Raw genomic sequence first — 16,610 nt, 5'->3', positions numbered from 1 at the left:
GATAAATATGAATGAAAATATGATACATGACCAAGCTAGCGGCCTCCGTCGCTTAACCAAGCCTTCACTCACAAAAGTTATCGCTGTAACCGGTGGTAAGGGAGGCGTTGGTAAATCTAATGTGACGTTAGGTATGGCTATTTGCATGGCGCGCCAAGGCAAAAAAGTCATGGTGCTAGATGCCGATTTAGGACTAGCGAACGTCGATATCATGCTAGGTATTCGTTCTAAACGAAACCTTGGGCATGTGTTGGCTGGCGAATGTGAACTTAAGGATGCGATTGTCGAAGGGCCGCACGGAATTAAAATTATTCCAGCGACATCGGGCACTCAAAGCATGACTGAACTTTCACACGCACAGCATGCTGGTTTGATTCGCGCATTCGGTTCGCTTGAAGACGAGATGGATATCTTGTTGGTTGATACCGCAGCCGGTATTTCGGACATGGTGATCAGCTTCTCAAGAGCGGCGCAAGACGTGGTTGTCGTGGTATGTGATGAACCTACCTCGATCACGGATGCATATGCTTTGATTAAGCTTTTAAGCAGAGAACACCAAGTTCAGCGATTCAAAGTTGTTGCAAATATGGTCAGAAGCTACCGCGAAGGCCGAGAATTATTTGCAAAGTTGACTTTGGTCACAGAGCGCTTCTTGAATGTGAGCCTCGAACTCGTAGCATGTATTCCTTTAGATGATAAAGTACGTCAATCAGTCAAGAGACAGAAAATCGTAGTCGATGCGTTTCCTCGCTCTCCAGCTGCATTGGCAATCAGCTCTTTGGCTAACAAAGCCTTGACCTGGCCAATACCAAAAACACCGAGCGGACACTTGGAGTTCTTTGTTGAAAGGCTGCTGAATCGTACTGAATTTATAGAGGAACCATTTGGTGAATAAAGCGCTTACTTACGACCAACACGCTAATCACAATAGCCAACAGGCTTTTTTTGAGAAGTACTCTGTGTTGGTTAAACGTATCGCTCATCACTTGTTGGGGCGATTACCGCCTAATGTATTGGTTGATGACTTAATTCAAGCTGGCATGATCGGCTTGATTGAAGCGCAACAAAACTATGATGGTACCAAAGGCGCAAGCTTTGAGACGTATGCTGGTATTCGGATTCGCGGGGCAATGTTGGATGACATTCGCCGTGGGGACTGGGTGCCGAGATCGGTTCATAAGAACAATCGAGAAATCAGCAGTGCAATTGCGGAATTAGAGGGTATCCTCAACCGCGACCCGAGTGATGCCGAAGTGGCAAAACACATGGGGCTCAGTTTAGAGCAGTATCACAGTGCTTTAACTGACATTAATTGCTCAAGACTGGTTGGAATTGAAGATTTAGGCGTCTCAGATGATGTAATATCTCCGAATGAAGACTCTCAAGATAATACGCCTTTTCAAGGGGTTGCTGATGAGTCATTCCGCCAAGCTTTGATCGATTCGATAAAACAACTTCCGGAAAGGGAAGGCCTCGTGCTTTCGCTTTATTACGACGAAGAACTCAATTTAAAAGAGATTGGGGAAGTGTTAGGTGTCAGCGAATCTCGTGTCAGCCAAATACTGAGCCAATCTATGCAGCGTTTACGCACTAAGTTAAGTGCTTGGACACAGAACGACTAACAACACTGATCCTATTCAGTGGAGGCTAATTTGAACAAAAACATGAAAATTCTCATTGTTGATGATTTTTCAACGATGCGCCGAATTGTTAAAAACCTACTTCGCGATTTAGGTTTCAACAACACTCAAGAAGCAGATGATGGCTTGACCGCGTTACCTATGCTGAAAAAAGGCGAATTTGATTTCGTGGTAACTGACTGGAACATGCCAGGCATGCAAGGGATTGACCTGCTTAAACACATTCGCGCAGACGCAGAACTTAAGCACCTTCCAGTGCTTATGATCACAGCTGAAGCGAAGCGTGAGCAGATCATCGAAGCTGCGCAAGCGGGTGTTAATGGTTACATTGTGAAGCCTTTCACTGCTGCAACGCTGAAAGAGAAACTTGATAAGATTTTTGATCGCTTATAAGCATCAATAAATTTAGGCACTTCTAGGTAAACACTGACTGATAAGTTATCTGTTTATCTCGATAGCCTAAGCGCACAAAGTATGCGGAGTAAGGCCGAATTCAGGATGATTTCATTAGAACAAGCAAAAAAATTAGTAGAGCTGCTTGAGAACGATGAGCAGCAAAATGCTGATTCTCTTGTGAGAAGCATTTATGAAGATAACTTTAGTCTTCAAGACAATCCAATGCTTCAAGAAATAGGAAGTCTGACACGCGACCTCCACGACTCTTTGACTCAATTCAATTTCGATGAACGCATCAGCGTTATCGCAAATGACGAAATCCCTGATGCAAGGGATCGCCTTCAGTATGTCATTGATAAAACGGAAGTTGCGGCAAATAAGACGATGGACGCTGTCGATCGCTGTATGCCAATCGCAGACAACCTACACGAGTGTTTACTTCAAGTAAGGCCTCAATGGAATGAACTGATGCATGGCCGCATTGAGCTGGCACAATTTAAAGCTTTATGTCACCGCATTGATGGATTGCTTGTCCAAGTAGAAGGCGACAGTACTGAACTACGCGGACAATTGACTGAAATCTTGATGGCTCAGGATTTCCAAGATTTAACTGGGCAGATAATCAGCAAAGTTATTACCTTGGTGAATGAGGTGGAAGGACGTTTGGTCGAGATTCTCACGGTATTCGGTGCGAATCAAAAAGAGCCAACTCCAGAGTCAGAGAAGAAAGCATCGATTGCGCCTGAAGGTCCAATTATGAACCCAGAAGAGCGCGAAGACGCTGTCGCATCTCAAGATGAAGTCGACGATTTGTTATCCAGTCTTGGATTTTAAAGGTAACGTATGAGCTACGATTTAGACGAAGATATTCTTCAGGACTTTTTAGTTGAAGCAGGAGAGATCCTTGAACTCCTATCAGAACAACTGGTAGAGCTTGAGAATAACCCTGACGACAAAGACCTATTAAATGCTATTTTCCGTGGTTTCCATACAGTAAAAGGTGGTGCTGGTTTCCTAGCATTAACTGAGCTGGTGGATACTTGTCATGGTGCTGAGAATGTGTTCGACATTCTGCGAAACGGCCAACGCAGCGTAACATCAGGTTTGATGGATACCATGCTGCAGGCGCTAGATACAGTCAATGTACAGTTTCGCGCCGTGCAAGATCAGGAACCTTTAGTGCCAGCCGACCAATCTTTATTGGATGAACTTCACCGTCTCTGTAAACCAGAGTCTGCGGATGAAGTGGCACCAGTAGAAGCGCCTGCACCTATTATCCCTGAACCTGTTGTTGCAGCGCCTGAGCCTGTTATTGCTCCGGAACCTACTGCTGAAAGCTCAAACATCAATGCATCTTCAGTCGATGATATCTCTGAAGATGAGTTTGAACGCTTGCTTGATGAGCTTCACGGTAAAGGTGGTTCACCAACAGCGCCTTCTGCACCAACACCGCCGCCAGCACCCGCTGCACCTCAGTTTGTTGCTGACAGTGGTGATATTACTGATGACGAATTTGAAAAGTTATTAGATGAATTGCACGGTGCGGGTAAGAGCCCGACAGCGGCAAGTTCAACGCCTCCTCCACCGCCAACGCCGCCAGCAGCACCTGTTTCGGCGATGTCTGAAGGCGATGATCTGATGACTGACGAAGAGTTCGAGAAGTTACTTGACCAACTACATGGCTCAGGTAATGGACCTTCGATTGAAGAATTGGATGCCGCGACTAAGCCAGCAGAAGTTAAGGCAGTAGCACCTCAAGCTGCGCCTAAACCTGCTGCGCCAGTTGCCGTTAAAGCTGAGCCAAAACCGAGCGCTCCAGCAAAAGCTGAAGTTAAAGTGCCGGCTAAGAAGCAACAAGCTGAAGCGACAGTTCGTGTTGATACATCAACACTGGACACCATCATGAACATGGTGGGTGAACTGGTCTTGGTGCGTAACCGACTAGTCAGCCTAGGCCTCAACAGCAACGACGAAGAAATGTCGAAAGCTGTCTCTAACTTAGATGTTGTTACTGCAGACCTTCAAGGTGCGGTAATGAAGACTCGTATGCAGCCGATCAAGAAAGTATTTGGTCGCTTCCCACGAGTTGTCCGTGACCTTGCTCGTAGCTTGAAGAAAGACATCGTTCTTGAAATGCGTGGCGAAGAAACGGACCTTGATAAAAACTTAGTAGAAGCACTTGCTGATCCCCTGATTCACTTGGTGAGAAACTCTGTCGATCATGGTATTGAAATGCCAAACGACCGTGTTGCTGCGGGTAAATCACAAACGGGTAAAGTGATTCTGTCTGCCTCTCAAGAAGGTGACCACATTGAACTGGCTATCGTTGATGACGGTGGCGGTATGGACCCTGATAAGCTTCGTGCTATCGCGGTTAAACGTGGCCTGATGGATGAAGATGCAGCGTCTCGCTTATCAAATAAAGAGTGTTTCAACCTGATTTTTGCTCCTGGCTTCTCAAGCAAAGAGCAGATCTCGGATATCTCTGGTCGTGGTGTGGGCATGGACGTTGTGAAAACAGCGATCAACACACTGAACGGCTCTATTGATATTGATTCAGAAATGGGACAGGGCACCAAGATCACCATCAAGGTTCCACTAACCCTAGCGATTCTACCAACCTTGATGGTCGGTGTTGCCGGTCATCCATTTGCATTGCCATTGGCTTCTGTAAACGAGATCTTCCACCTAGATTTAAGCCGCACAAACGTGGTTGATGGCCAGCTGACGATTATCGTTCGCGATAAGTCTATTCCGTTGTTCTACTTGCAAAACTGGCTTGCTCCTAAAGCGGGTATTGTTGAGCTGCGTAAAGGGCACGGCCATGTTGTTATCGTGCAACTTGGTAGCCAACGTGTTGGTTTTGTTGTCGATACGCTGATCGGTCAAGAAGAAGTAGTCATCAAGCCGCTTGATAAGCTTCTGCAAGGCACGCCAGGAATGGCAGGCGCGACAATTACAAGTGACGGACACATTGCATTGATTCTAGATGTGCCGGACTTGTTGAAGCAGTACGCAGCAGCGTCAAGAATTTAATTTAAGGATAAATATGGCGATTAAAGTATTAGTCGTTGATGATTCGAGTTTTTTTCGTCGTCGCGTTAGCGAGATCATCAACTCAGAGGCTCGCCTAGAAGTCATTGATGTTGCAGTAAACGGTAAAGAAGCCGTTGAGAAAGCGAAACAGCTAAGACCTGACGTAATCACTATGGACATTGAAATGCCTGTCATGGACGGTATCACTGCCGTTCGTGAGATCATGGCCGCGTCTCCAACGCCTATTTTGATGTTTTCATCGTTAACGCATGATGGAGCGAGAGCAACGTTAGATGCGTTAGATGCAGGTGCTCTCGACTTCTTACCTAAGAAGTTTGAAGACATCGCACGTAACCGCGACGATGCAGTTGCATTGCTTCAACAGCGAGTGATTCAGATTGCTGCAAAGCGTGCATTTATGCGTCGTGCTCCTATTGTGCCGAGAGCGACAGCAACGACTTCAACATCTACGCCATTACGCCAACCAATTTCAACAACAGCTGCGACTTCCACAGCGAAGCCTGCGGTTGCATCAACGGCGAAATTCAGAGCGTCAGGTAAGAAGTATCAATTAACAGCAATTGGTACGTCGACTGGCGGCCCTGTTGCTCTACAGAAGATTTTGACTCGCATCCCTGCCAACTATCCACATCCCATTGTGTTAGTTCAGCATATGCCTGCAACATTCACCGCTGCTTTTGCAAGTCGATTGAACACCTTGTGTAAGATTGAAGTTCGTGAAGCGCAAGACGGTGATGTGCTAAAGCCTGGCGTGGCGTATCTTGCTCCGGGTGGTAAACAGATGATGGTGGATGGCCGCGCAGGGTCTGCACGTCTAAGAATTATCGATGGCGGCGACCGCATGAACTACAAGCCTTGTGTGGATGTCACATTCGGCTCTGCAGCGAAGATCTACGGCGACAAAGTCTTGTCTATGATACTGACCGGTATGGGAGCAGATGGCCGAGAAGGTTCGCGTATGTTGAAAACTGCGGGCTCGACGATTTGGGCACAAGACGAAGATAGTTGTGTTGTATATGGTATGCCTCAAGCTGTAGCAAAAGCTGGCATTTCTACTGAAGACCTACCTCTAGACCGCATTGCGGAAAGGATCTTGGTTGAAGTTGGGTTAGCTTAGGTAAATCGAAATGATTGTTTGGAGTGTTGCAAACCAAAAAGGTGGTGTTGGTAAAACGACCACGACCGTGACTCTAGCAGGTTTACTTGCGTTGAAGGGGCACCGTGTTCTGTTGGTTGATACTGACCCACATGCATCACTGACCACCTATCTGGGTTACGATTCAGATACGGTGGAATCGAGCCTGTTTGATCTGTTCCAGCTGCGTGAATTTAACGCGCAGACGGTAAGACCTTTGCTTTTACAAACGGAAGTCGAAGGTATCGATATTATCCCTGCGCATATGTCTTTGGCGACATTAGACCGTGTAATGGGAAATCGAAGCGGCATGGGGTTGATCTTGAAGCGTGCTTTGGCCGCTTTAAAAGATGACTACGACTATGTGTTGATCGATTGCCCGCCAATTCTTGGTGTGATGATGGTCAATGCATTGGCTGCAAGCGATCGTATATTGATTCCGGTACAGACGGAATTTTTGGCGATGAAGGGCTTAGAGCGCATGATTCGCACTTTGACCATTATGCAGAAGTCGCGCAAAACACCGTTTAAGGTGACGATTGTCCCGACGATGTACGACAAGCGAACCAAAGCCTCACTGCAAACATTAACGCAGCTCAAAGATGATTACCCAAACCAAGTTTGGACGTCTGCTGTGCCGATTGATACCAAGTTTCGAGACGCGAGCCTAAAACGCTTGCCAGCCTCTCATTTTGCATCGGGTAGCCGTGGTGTATTTGCTTATAAACAGTTGCTTATTTATCTCGAAAGGTTGGCGATAAATGAGCGCGAATAAAGAATCAACAATGGCGCAGCCAAGTCTCTCTAGTGAACAAGCACTGGATGATTACTTTACTGCGTTATTAGGCGATGAAAGCTTTGAATCTGACGATTTTTTTGTTGACGAGTCGAGCGACGAATCACAATCTGAAGAGCCAGAGCCAGAGCCAGAGCCAGAGCCAGAGCCAGAGCCAGAGCCAGAGCCAGAGCGCCAATTTTCGAGTCACCACTCTAGCTACGCAGAAATACGCGCGGCTGAGTTTGAGGTTCCTAACCTTGAAGATGTTCAGAAACTACTGAGTCGTTTAGAGGCGACCAATGTTGTTGATGAACTGAACCTTGATGAGTTGATGGATCAGAACACCCAGAAAATCGCCCAGCAAGCAGACATGCAAATGTTTGATGCCGCGGTTGAGTCTGTTCAAGTGTTCGAAGAGCCAGAGATTCAGGATTGGAATCTTCCAGAACCCGATTTATCAATTGTTGTAGAGCCACCTGTTGAATCGCAGCAAATTGAAGAGTTACAAGCTGAATCGTTGGAGACGGAACAAGTAGAAGTTAAGGCTGTTGAGCCTGAACTTGACGTTCCTGATCCCGAGACAGTTATTGAACCCGAAACTCAAGCAGGAGGTGCTGACCAGTTTACCTCTTGGGAAAGTACGGTTCGCAAAGAAGACTTTCAAGTCTTGTATTTTGATGTAAACGGCGTGACCTTTGCGGTGCCACTTGATGAGCTTGGCGGCATCCATCGCCTTGAAGAGTTAAGTCATATCATTGGTAAGCCAGCTTGGTATTTGGGTTTACAAACCAACCGTGATAGTCAGCTAGATGTGGTCGACACCGCAAAATGGGTGATGTCTGAGAAACTATCAGGTGACGAATACAAAGAAAACTATCAATATATAGTGATGCTTGGAGAGAGCTTGTGGGGCCTGGCGGGCACAGAGCTCAAAGGCACCGAGCTACTTAATACAGACAAAGTACGTTGGCGAGAAATGGCAGGGAAACGCCCATGGCTCGCTGGTATGGTAAAAGAAAAAATGTGTGCTTTGATTCATGTTGAAGCATTAATCGCCATGCTAAACGCAGGGCTAGATGTAAAAGCATTAAGCTAGTAATAAGCATTGGGCTAACAATAAGCATCAAGTTAATAATAGTGGTCGGTAACGACGGCAAGAGGATTATCTATGTCTCATATGAGTGAAGTTGAAGTAAGAAAAGAGCAAACGAATGATGAAGTACTTCAATGGGTGACTTTCCAGCTAGAAGAAGAAACTTACGGCATCAACGTAATGCAAGTACGTGAAGTACTACGTTACAGCGAAATTGCTCCAGTACCGGGTGCTCCAGATTACGTTCTAGGTATTATTAACCTACGTGGTAACGTTGTTACTGTTATCGACACTCGTTCTCGCTTTGGTTTGATGCAAGGTGAAATCACAGACAACACTCGTATCATCGTTATTGAATCTGAGCGTCAAGTAATTGGCATTCTAGTAGATAGCGTTGCTGAAGTGGTTTACCTGCGTTCTTCTGAAATCGACACAACGCCAAGTGTTGGTACTGATGAAAGTGCTAAGTTCATCCAAGGTGTAAGTAACCGAGATGGCAAGCTACTTATCTTAGTAGATCTAAACAAACTACTAAGCGAAGACGAATGGGATGAGATGGCTCACCTGTAATGTTTGAAGCGCTTCCTTTAAGCCCTGTCGCTCTGATATCAGGCGTTGGGGTTTTTACGTTATTTATCCTGATTTTGATTAGCAAAGTAAAACGTGCGATTCAAAAGCAGCTCGATCAGTCACGCCTGCAAGTTCGTAACTTGGACAAAGAGCTTCAAAAATCGAGTAAGCAATTACTTGAGGTTCGCTCTGTTGTGGTTGGCCTTGGCCAGAAAGTGACTGAACAACAAGATCTTATCAAACATTTGAATGAACGTATTGTTGAGCTGGAACATGCGGATACCGATGGACGTTTGTACACACGTGCAACGAAAATGGTTCAGCTTGGCGCTGGGATTAACGAGTTAATTGAAGAATGTGAATTACCCAAAGCAGAAGCTGAGCTGATGATGTCTCTGCAGAACAAGCTTGCTGGTAAAGAGAAAATCCCTTCGTTGAGAAGTAACCCTTCATCGTACGATGATCAACCCGATGCCTCTCGCGATCGCAGAGACCCGCCTCGACGTCGTTAAATTGAGCGCTTAATTCGTATTGAGCAATTGATGTTTATTACGTATTCCTCTTAAAAGAAGCTTCGGCTTCTTTTTTTATGCCTGTCCGATCTATATAGAACGATGTTTATAAGTGCTTGTATCTACGACAATATCTTGTTTGTTGATGAAAATGTGTAAATTGTGATGAGGTGGTAACAGTTTCTTACCGACTTTGTTCTATCGAAAACGCCTAGTCCTGTTTTGTCACCATGTTGGTGTGCTACTATAGCGCTCTCATTACTCGACTAAATTTACCTATGCTAGAAGTCTCAAATTTAACTGCTATTCGTGACGACAGGATTCTGTTTGAATCGTTGTCTTTTCAATTGAAACCAGGTGAGCTGGTTCAAGTTGAAGGTCGTAACGGTACCGGGAAAACGACACTCCTTAGGATTATTACTGGCTTAGGCGATCGCGATGACGGCACTATCTCTTGGGACGGTGAGTCTATTGAATCGAGTCGAGATGTTTATCATCAAAATTTACTTTTTCTTGGTCACCAAACAGGCGTAAAGCGCGAGCTTAGTGCTTATGAGAATCTGAGCTTTTATCAGTCGATTCACAGTGGCGGTACCAGCAAAGAAGAGCTTTATCACGCGCTGGCTCAAGTCGGGCTTGCGGGCAGAGAAGACGTACCTGCGGGGCAACTTTCAGCAGGCCAACAACGCCGAGTTGCGTTGGCTCGCCTTTGGTTGAGCAAGCAAATGTTGTGGATTCTTGATGAGCCGCTGACTGCCATTGATAAGCAGGGCGTGAAAGTTCTCGAATCTCTTTTTTCTCAGCATGCAGACAACGGTGGCATTGTGTTGTTAACCACACACCAAGATATGTTTGCTGATAGCCCGAAACTAAGAAAAATAAAGTTGGGTGAGTAATATGATCTCTTCAATGACCACGATTATCCGACGCGAACTGCTTATCGCGTTTCGACGTCAAGCGGATATCTTTAACCCTTTGTGGTTCTTCATCATTGTTATCACGCTTTTCCCTTTGAGTATTGGCCCAGAGCCAAACCTACTTGCGCGTATTGCTGCGGGTATTGTTTGGGTGGCCGCTTTGCTCTCTGCATTGCTCTCTTTAGAGCGTCTTTTCCGTGATGATTTTCAAGATGGCGCCCTTGAACAGATGATGCTGATGCCAATCCCGTTGCAGTTGGTAGTATTGTCCAAAGTCATAGCACACTGGTTGTTGACCGGGTTACCATTGATTTTAATCAGCCCATTATTGGCTGTTTTGTTGTCTTTAGATTTTGATACATGGCTCTCAGTTGTGTTGACCTTGCTGGTAGGAACACCCGCATTGAGTTTTATTGGTGCGATTGGTGTTGCGTTAACCGTTGGGTTACAGAAGGGCGGAGTCCTGTTAAGCCTGTTAATCTTGCCGCTTTACATCCCCATTTTAATCTTCGCGACGTCAGCAATTGACGCTGCGGCTTTGGGCGTTGCATACAACGGTCAATTGGCGGTGCTTGGGGCAATGTTAATGGGTGCGATGACTATGACGCCTTTTGCGATCAGTGCCGCACTTAGAGTAAGTGTGAACTGATTGGGGTTCCGTTATCGTATAGCCAATGTGAACCAAATGTGTCGATTGGACTCATAGAGTCAATAAAACTGAAAGCAAGACAAATAAAATTATTATAATTATAGCTTTAATAGCTGTAAGCAATATGAAGTAAGAGTGAGATTACAACATGTGGAAATGGCTCCATCCCTATGCCAAAGCAGAAACCTCTTATCAGCTTGCTGGTAAACTTTTGCCATGGTTTTCGATCCTAGCGCTATTGTGTCTATCCGTCGGTACCGTGTGGGGGCTTGCATTTGCGCCTTCTGATTACCAACAAGGCGATAGCTTCCGTATCATCTACATCCATGTTCCGTCTGCAATCTGGTCGATGGGCGTTTACATGTCGATGGCGATTGCTGCCTTTATCGGTTTGGTATGGCAGGTAAGGCTATCAGACATGGCCGCACTGGCGATGGCACCGATTGGCGCTGTGTTTACCTTCATTGCGTTACTAACTGGCGCAGTTTGGGGTAAACCAATGTGGGGTGCTTGGTGGGTTTGGGATGCGCGTTTAACCTCAGAGCTGATTCTTCTATTCCTATACTTGGGTGTGATCGCACTACACCACGCTTTTGACGACCAAAAAACAGCAGCGAAAGCGGCGGGTATCTTGGCTATCGTAGGCGTGATTAACCTCCCTATCATTCACTTCTCTGTAGAGTGGTGGAATACACTTCATCAAGGCGCGACCATTACTAAGTTCGCAAAACCTTCGATCTCAAGTGACATGCTATGGCCGCTTCTTCTTAACATCTTCGGCTTCGCCTTTTTCTTTGGTGCTGTGACTATGGTTCGTTTCCGTAACGAAATCATCAGTAAAGAGAGTCACCGTCCATGGGTTCGCAAGCTTGCGGCCGAAAAAGCGTAGTAGGGTAGGTAATTATGTATTTTGAATCTTTGAGTGATTTCTTTGCCATGGGGGGCTACGCCTCATATGTATGGAGTGCATTTGGAATCACATTTCTCGCGATGATCATTTTACTGGTCGTAAGCGTTCGTCGTGGTAAGCAATTACTAAATGAAGTACAAGCTAAGATTGATCGTCAGGCTCGTATCGATGCAGCAAAAAATATGGAGAACACTCTATGAACCCAAGACGTAAAAAGAGGCTGGGCATTGTCTTAGCGATCTTTTTTGGTATCAGTGCGACTGTTGGATTGATGGTTTACGCACTTAACCAGAACATGGATCTGTTCTACACACCAACTGAGCTGGTCAACGGCAAAGATGGTAAAAAACCTGAAGTTGGTCAACGCCTACGTATTGGTGGCATGGTCGTAGTCGGCTCTGTAAGCCGTGACAATGAATCACTACGTGTAAGCTTTGATTTGCAAGATGTAGGCCCTAAAGTAACGATTCTATACGATGGCATCCTTCCTGATCTTTTCCGTGAAGGCCAAGGTATTGTTGCTCAGGGTGTGCTTAAAAATGCAACGACAATCGAAGCGTTTGAGGTGTTGGCAAAGCACGATGAAGAGTACATGCCTTCTGAAGTTGCGGAAGCAATGAAGAAAACACATGAGCCTTTGCAATACACGACTGAACAAAAAGAAGGAAATGCTCAATGATAGCCGAGATCGGCCATTTTGCGATGATCCTGTCCTTGGGACTTGCATTGCTGCTAAGCGTGCTCCCATTGTATGGAGCCGCTCGAAATAACACATTATTGATGAACAGCGCACGACCGTTGTCGTGGGGTATGTTCGGATTCTTAGCGATTTCGTTCTTTATCTTGTGTTACGCGTTCTACACCAATGATTTTACGATTCAATACGTAGCAAGTAACTCGAATAGCCAACTGCCTTGGTACTACCGAATTACGGCGGTTTGGGGCGCTCACGAAGGTTCATTACTGCTTTGGGTTCTTATCCAAGCGGGTTGGACAGTTGCAGTAGCGACGTTTAGCCGTGGTATGCCTCAAGAGTCTGTGGCTCGCGTACTGGCTATCATGGGTTTGATTACTGTCGGCTTCTTGCTGTTCATTATCGTAACGTCTAACCCGTTCCTACGTACATTGCCTTTCTTCCCTGTAGATGGCCGTGACTTGAACCCACTACTGCAAGACCCGGGTTTGATTATTCACCCGCCAATGCTTTACATGGGTTATGTAGGTTTCTCTGTTGCGTTCTCTTTCGCAATCGCTTCTCTAATGAGTGGTCGTCTTGATACGGCATGGGCTCGTTGGTCGCGTCCTTGGACAATCGCAGCTTGGTTATTCCTAACGGTAGGTATCGCACTAGGTTCATGGTGGGCTTACTACGAACTTGGCTGGGGTGGCTGGTGGTTCTGGGATCCAGTAGAAAACGCTTCATTCATGCCTTGGTTGGCTGGTACTGCTCTAATGCACTCACTAGCGGTAACTGAAAAGCGTGGCACATTTAAAGCTTGGACAGTATTGCTGGCTATCTCTGCATTCTCGCTAAGCTTACTAGGTACATTCTTAGTTCGTTCGGGCATCTTGGTATCTGTTCACGCATTCGCGTCGGATCCTGCTCGTGGTATGTTTATTCTAGGTTTCCTAGTCTTTGTTATTGGTGGTTCACTGCTGTTGTTCGCGGTTAAAGGCGCATCGGTTCGTGTTCGCGGTAACTTCGATTTGGTTTCTCGTGAAAACGCACTGCTCGGCAACAATATCTTGTTGATTGCAGCGTTAGTGGTTGTGTTAGTGGGTACATTGTTACCACTTGTTCATAAGCAGCTAGGTCTGGGCTCGGTTTCAATCGGTGCACCATTCTTTGATATGTTGTTCTTCTGGTTAATGATCCCGTTCTCGTTCCTATTGGGTATCGGTCCACTGATCCGTTGGAAACGTGACAACCTGTCTAAGCTTATTAAGCCAATGTTAGTTTCGGGTATCTTCTCGTTAGGTTTAAGTGCGCTAATGGTGACCATGCTAGCTGATCGCTTTAGTGGTACTGCTTTTGCTGGTTGGGTGATGGCGTTCTGGATCTTCTTCATGCACGGCTTTGAGCTGCATGAGCGTGCAACACACCGTCATACATTCTTGAAAGGTCTAACTAAGCTACCTCGTAGCCACTGGGCAATGATGTGTGGTCACATAGGTTTAGCCGTGACAGTGATTGGTATCGCGATGGTGCAAAACTACAGCATCGAACGTGATGTACGTCTGGCGCCAGGTGAAAGCTACCAGCTTGAAGAATACAGCTTCCTGTTTACAGGGGTTCGTGACAAAGATGGTCCTAACTACGATGGTTACATTGCTGACTTTGAAATTACTAAAGAAGGCAAATACATCAACACGCTTCACGCTGAAAAACGTTTCTACACCACAGCTAAGTCTATGATGACAGAAGCAGCGATTGACCGTGGCGTAACGCGCGACCTTTACATTGCAATGGGTGAACGTTTAGACGACAACAAATCTTGGGCTGTACGTATCTACTACAAACCATTTGTACGTTGGATCTGGGCAGGTTCTTTGATTATGTCGATTGGTGGCGCTATTGCTATCAGTGACCGTCGTTACCGTTTCCGTAAGCCAACCAAAAAGTCGGCTGAAGAGCAGGAGGCTTAATTCGAATGAACAAGAAGATTTTATTCATTCCATTGATTGCGTTCATGGTTCTAGCTGGAATCTTTGCAACGCAATTAATGCGCAACCAGTCGGGCGATGACCCAACTAAGCTAGAATCCGTATTGATTGGTAAGCCTGTTCCTGAGTTTGGTCTAGAAGACTTAGAACAACCAGGTAAGTTTCATGATCAAGCGATCTTTAAAGGCGAGCCACTGCTTCTTAACGTGTGGGCGACTTGGTGTCCTACTTGTTATGCAGAGCACTCTTACCTGAACAAGCTTGCGGATCAAGGCGTTAAGATCATTGGTCTTAACTACAAAGATGATCGCAACAAAGCGGTTGGTTGGCTAAAAGAGTTGGGTAACCCGTACCTAATTAGCCTGTTTGATGGTAATGGCATGTTAGGCCTTGACCTTGGCGTGTATGGCGCGCCTGAAACTTTCCTAATCGATGCTAACGGCGTAGTTCGCTACCGCCATGTTGGTGACGTGAACCCAACCAACTGGGCATCGACGCTTGAGCCGATGTATCAAGAGTTGTTGGAGGAATCGAAATGATTAGAAAGGCACTGATTACTCTATTCGCTACGTTCGCAATTTCAGCGACTGTTTCTGCTGCGCCTATCGAGTTCCATGAATTTGATACCGTAGATCAAGAACAGCAGTTTAAAGAGTTGAGTAATACGCTACGTTGCCCTAAATGTCAGAACAACACGATTGGTGATTCGAATGCTGAGCTAGCGGTCGACTTACGCCAAAAAGTGTACGAGATGACAAAAGACGGCAAGTCTGAGCAAGAAATTATTGATTACATGATTGCTCGTTACGGTAACTTTGTAACGTACAACCCGCCACTGACCTTAGCTACATCGATCCTTTGGATTGGTCCGTTTGCGGTTGTTGTGTTTGGATTTGGTTTGATTATTTTACGAAGCAGAAAGTCAAAATCAAAAGCAGCAGTAGAGTCAGATAAAGACTGGGATGCAGACAAAGAAGCTCGCTTAAAAGCGTTACTCGATGAAGAGAACGACGGAGATAAGAAGTAATGACTCTATTTTGGATTTCTACCATTATCCTTTCGCTAGCGGCAATTTTCTTAATCGTTCTGCCTTTTATTAATAAGAAGGCAAACAATGACGAGATGCTTCGCGACGAGTTGAACAAAGCATTCTATAAAGACCGTCTTGTCGAGTTAGAAGTAGAAGCAGAGGAAGGTCTTGTTGATAACCAACAAGAACTGATCGCTGATTTGAAACAGTCTCTGCTTGATGATGTTCCTGCCCAAGAAGAGATGAAGAAGACTCAAATCTCTACGCTTGGTGTGGTTGTACCGTCGATCATTCTTGTCGTCGTTGTGACTTATGGTATGTACTTTAAGTTCGGTGCATTGGACAAAGTTCAACACTGGCAAGAAGTGAGCTCTAACCTTCCTGAGTTGTCTAAAAAGCTAATGTCATCGGAAGGTGGTGCACTAACGGATGATGAGCTGGAAGATTTGACTCTAGCGCTTCGTACTCGTCTGCATTACCAGCCAAAAGATTCAACAGGTTGGTTGCTACTCGGTCGTATTGCACTGGCTAACCGTGATGCTGAAACAGCAAAAGATTCTATGGAACGAGCTTACAAGCTTGAACCTAAGAATGAAGATGTTCAGTTAGGTTTCGCACAAGCACTGATGCTTTCACCTGATGAAGCGGATCAAAACCAAGCTCGTTTGATTTTGAGCCGTTTGATTCAAAACGATTACGTAGACCTTCGTGTGTTCTCACTGCTAGCGTTCGATGCATTTGAGCGTCAAGACTATCCAGGTGCTGTGAAGTACTGGAGCATCATGCAACAGATGATTGGTCCACAAGACAGTCGCTATGAAATGCTTTCGCGCAGCATTGAAAGTGCTCAGAAGAAAATGGGTGACACTATGGGTGTCGACCAAGGTAAGACTGTTGCTGTAACGCTCGATCTATCTGCAGACGTGAATGCTGACCCTAACTCAGTGTTAATTGTGTCAGTACACAGAGCGGATGGTTCTCCAATGCCTATCGCAGCCGCTCGTTACCCACTAGGGACTTTCCCTCGTACTGTTGTGCTAGATGACGGCAACAGCATGCTGGAAGGACAAGAGCTGTCTAGCCTTGAAACTCTGATGGTTAGAGCTAGGCTTGATACAGACGGCAACGTTTCAACTCGCGAAGGTGATTGGTACGGTGAAAGTGAAGTGGTTGAATTGGGCGCTCCAGTCACCATTGATATCAATAAGCAATATTAATCATCACTTTGCATAGGTGTTAGCTATTCCGATTTGCAGATA

Annotated in this window: 19 protein-coding genes; all 19 read left to right on the top strand. The window is 45.8% G+C overall.

The window, feature by feature from the left end; translation table 11 throughout:
* The first annotated feature begins 7 nt into the window (after nt 1-7).
* The 19 genes from AB6E78_RS04510 to ccmI all read left to right on the top strand — a co-directional run bounded on the left by AB6E78_RS04510 (nt 8) and on the right by ccmI (nt 16,568).
* On the top strand, nt 8-895 hold the full coding sequence (locus AB6E78_RS04510; protein ID WP_017060668.1) for a MinD/ParA family protein: 888 nt from the start codon (nt 8-10) through the stop codon (nt 893-895).
* Nucleotides 888-1,622, top strand: coding sequence for an RNA polymerase sigma factor FliA (locus AB6E78_RS04505; RefSeq protein WP_017060667.1), 735 nt, complete (start codon nt 888-890; stop codon nt 1,620-1,622). The genes AB6E78_RS04510 and AB6E78_RS04505 overlap by 8 nt, the downstream gene beginning before the upstream one ends.
* Nucleotides 1,623-1,664: 42 nt before the next feature.
* Nucleotides 1,665-2,033 (top strand): chemotaxis response regulator CheY, encoded by a 369-nt coding sequence (gene cheY / locus AB6E78_RS04500; RefSeq protein WP_016767062.1) that lies wholly within the window; start codon nt 1,665-1,667, stop codon nt 2,031-2,033.
* A 105-nt stretch (nt 2,034-2,138) separates the two neighbouring features.
* A complete protein-coding gene (locus AB6E78_RS04495) occupies nt 2,139-2,870 on the top strand; it encodes a protein phosphatase CheZ (RefSeq protein ID WP_017064113.1) in 732 nt (243 codons plus the stop codon).
* 9 nt (nt 2,871-2,879) lie between these two features.
* Nucleotides 2,880-5,072, top strand: coding sequence for a chemotaxis protein CheA (locus AB6E78_RS04490; RefSeq protein WP_372134027.1), 2,193 nt, complete (start codon nt 2,880-2,882; stop codon nt 5,070-5,072).
* 13 nt (nt 5,073-5,085) lie between these two features.
* Nucleotides 5,086-6,210: a chemotaxis response regulator protein-glutamate methylesterase gene (locus AB6E78_RS04485; RefSeq protein WP_372134026.1), complete on the top strand. Its 1,125-nt coding sequence runs from the start codon at nt 5,086-5,088 to the stop codon at nt 6,208-6,210.
* 10 nt (nt 6,211-6,220) lie between these two features.
* Nucleotides 6,221-7,003 carry a ParA family protein gene (locus tag AB6E78_RS04480; protein WP_017064111.1) on the top strand — a complete coding sequence of 261 codons (783 nt, stop codon included), beginning with the start codon at nt 6,221-6,223 and terminating at the stop codon, nt 7,001-7,003.
* Nucleotides 6,990-8,102 (top strand): chemotaxis protein CheW, encoded by a 1,113-nt coding sequence (locus AB6E78_RS04475; RefSeq protein ID WP_372153737.1) that lies wholly within the window; start codon nt 6,990-6,992, stop codon nt 8,100-8,102. Before AB6E78_RS04480 ends, AB6E78_RS04475 begins: the two co-directional genes overlap by 14 nt.
* 72 nt (nt 8,103-8,174) lie before the next feature.
* Nucleotides 8,175-8,669: a chemotaxis protein CheW gene (locus AB6E78_RS04470; protein WP_017064109.1), complete on the top strand. Its 495-nt coding sequence runs from the start codon at nt 8,175-8,177 to the stop codon at nt 8,667-8,669.
* Complete coding sequence (locus tag AB6E78_RS04465; RefSeq protein WP_017066369.1) at nt 8,669-9,181, top strand: DUF2802 domain-containing protein; 513 nt, start codon at nt 8,669-8,671, stop codon at nt 9,179-9,181. The genes AB6E78_RS04470 and AB6E78_RS04465 overlap by 1 nt, the downstream gene beginning before the upstream one ends.
* Before the next feature lie 278 nt (nt 9,182-9,459).
* On the top strand, nt 9,460-10,077 hold the full coding sequence (ccmA, locus tag AB6E78_RS04460; protein ID WP_017060659.1) for a cytochrome c biogenesis heme-transporting ATPase CcmA: 618 nt from the start codon (nt 9,460-9,462) through the stop codon (nt 10,075-10,077).
* Nucleotide 10,078: 1 nt separating this feature from the next.
* Nucleotides 10,079-10,747: a heme exporter protein CcmB gene (gene ccmB, locus AB6E78_RS04455; RefSeq protein ID WP_017060658.1), complete on the top strand. Its 669-nt coding sequence runs from the start codon at nt 10,079-10,081 to the stop codon at nt 10,745-10,747.
* Nucleotides 10,748-10,895: 148 nt separating this feature from the next.
* Complete coding sequence (locus AB6E78_RS04450; protein ID WP_102332830.1) at nt 10,896-11,636, top strand: heme ABC transporter permease; 741 nt, start codon at nt 10,896-10,898, stop codon at nt 11,634-11,636.
* 14 nt (nt 11,637-11,650) lie between these two features.
* Nucleotides 11,651-11,857, top strand: a complete 207-nt coding sequence (gene ccmD, locus AB6E78_RS04445; protein ID WP_009848525.1) for a heme exporter protein CcmD — start codon at nt 11,651-11,653, stop codon at nt 11,855-11,857.
* Nucleotides 11,854-12,336 carry a cytochrome c maturation protein CcmE gene (ccmE, locus tag AB6E78_RS04440; RefSeq protein ID WP_017064106.1) on the top strand — a complete coding sequence of 161 codons (483 nt, stop codon included), beginning with the start codon at nt 11,854-11,856 and terminating at the stop codon, nt 12,334-12,336. Before ccmD ends, ccmE begins: the two co-directional genes overlap by 4 nt.
* On the top strand, nt 12,333-14,303 hold the full coding sequence (locus tag AB6E78_RS04435) for a heme lyase CcmF/NrfE family subunit (protein ID WP_372132834.1): 1,971 nt from the start codon (nt 12,333-12,335) through the stop codon (nt 14,301-14,303). The genes ccmE and AB6E78_RS04435 overlap by 4 nt, the downstream gene beginning before the upstream one ends.
* A gap of 5 nt (nt 14,304-14,308) precedes the next feature.
* Nucleotides 14,309-14,860 (top strand): DsbE family thiol:disulfide interchange protein, encoded by a 552-nt coding sequence (locus AB6E78_RS04430; RefSeq protein ID WP_017060653.1) that lies wholly within the window; start codon nt 14,309-14,311, stop codon nt 14,858-14,860.
* A complete protein-coding gene (locus AB6E78_RS04425) occupies nt 14,857-15,348 on the top strand; it encodes a cytochrome c-type biogenesis protein (RefSeq protein WP_065583667.1) in 492 nt (163 codons plus the stop codon). Before AB6E78_RS04430 ends, AB6E78_RS04425 begins: the two co-directional genes overlap by 4 nt.
* Nucleotides 15,348-16,568, top strand: a complete 1,221-nt coding sequence (ccmI, locus tag AB6E78_RS04420; RefSeq protein ID WP_050621064.1) for a c-type cytochrome biogenesis protein CcmI — start codon at nt 15,348-15,350, stop codon at nt 16,566-16,568. Before AB6E78_RS04425 ends, ccmI begins: the two co-directional genes overlap by 1 nt.
* Nucleotides 16,569-16,610 lie beyond the last annotated feature (42 nt).

The sequence above is a fragment of the Vibrio sp. 10N.247.310.98 genome (assembly GCF_041467395.1).
GTDB classification, from domain to species: Bacteria; Pseudomonadota; Gammaproteobacteria; order Enterobacterales; family Vibrionaceae; genus Vibrio; species Vibrio crassostreae_C.
The sequence above is the reverse complement of the archived record's forward strand: the minus strand, read 5'-3'. Positions and strand labels throughout refer to the sequence as shown.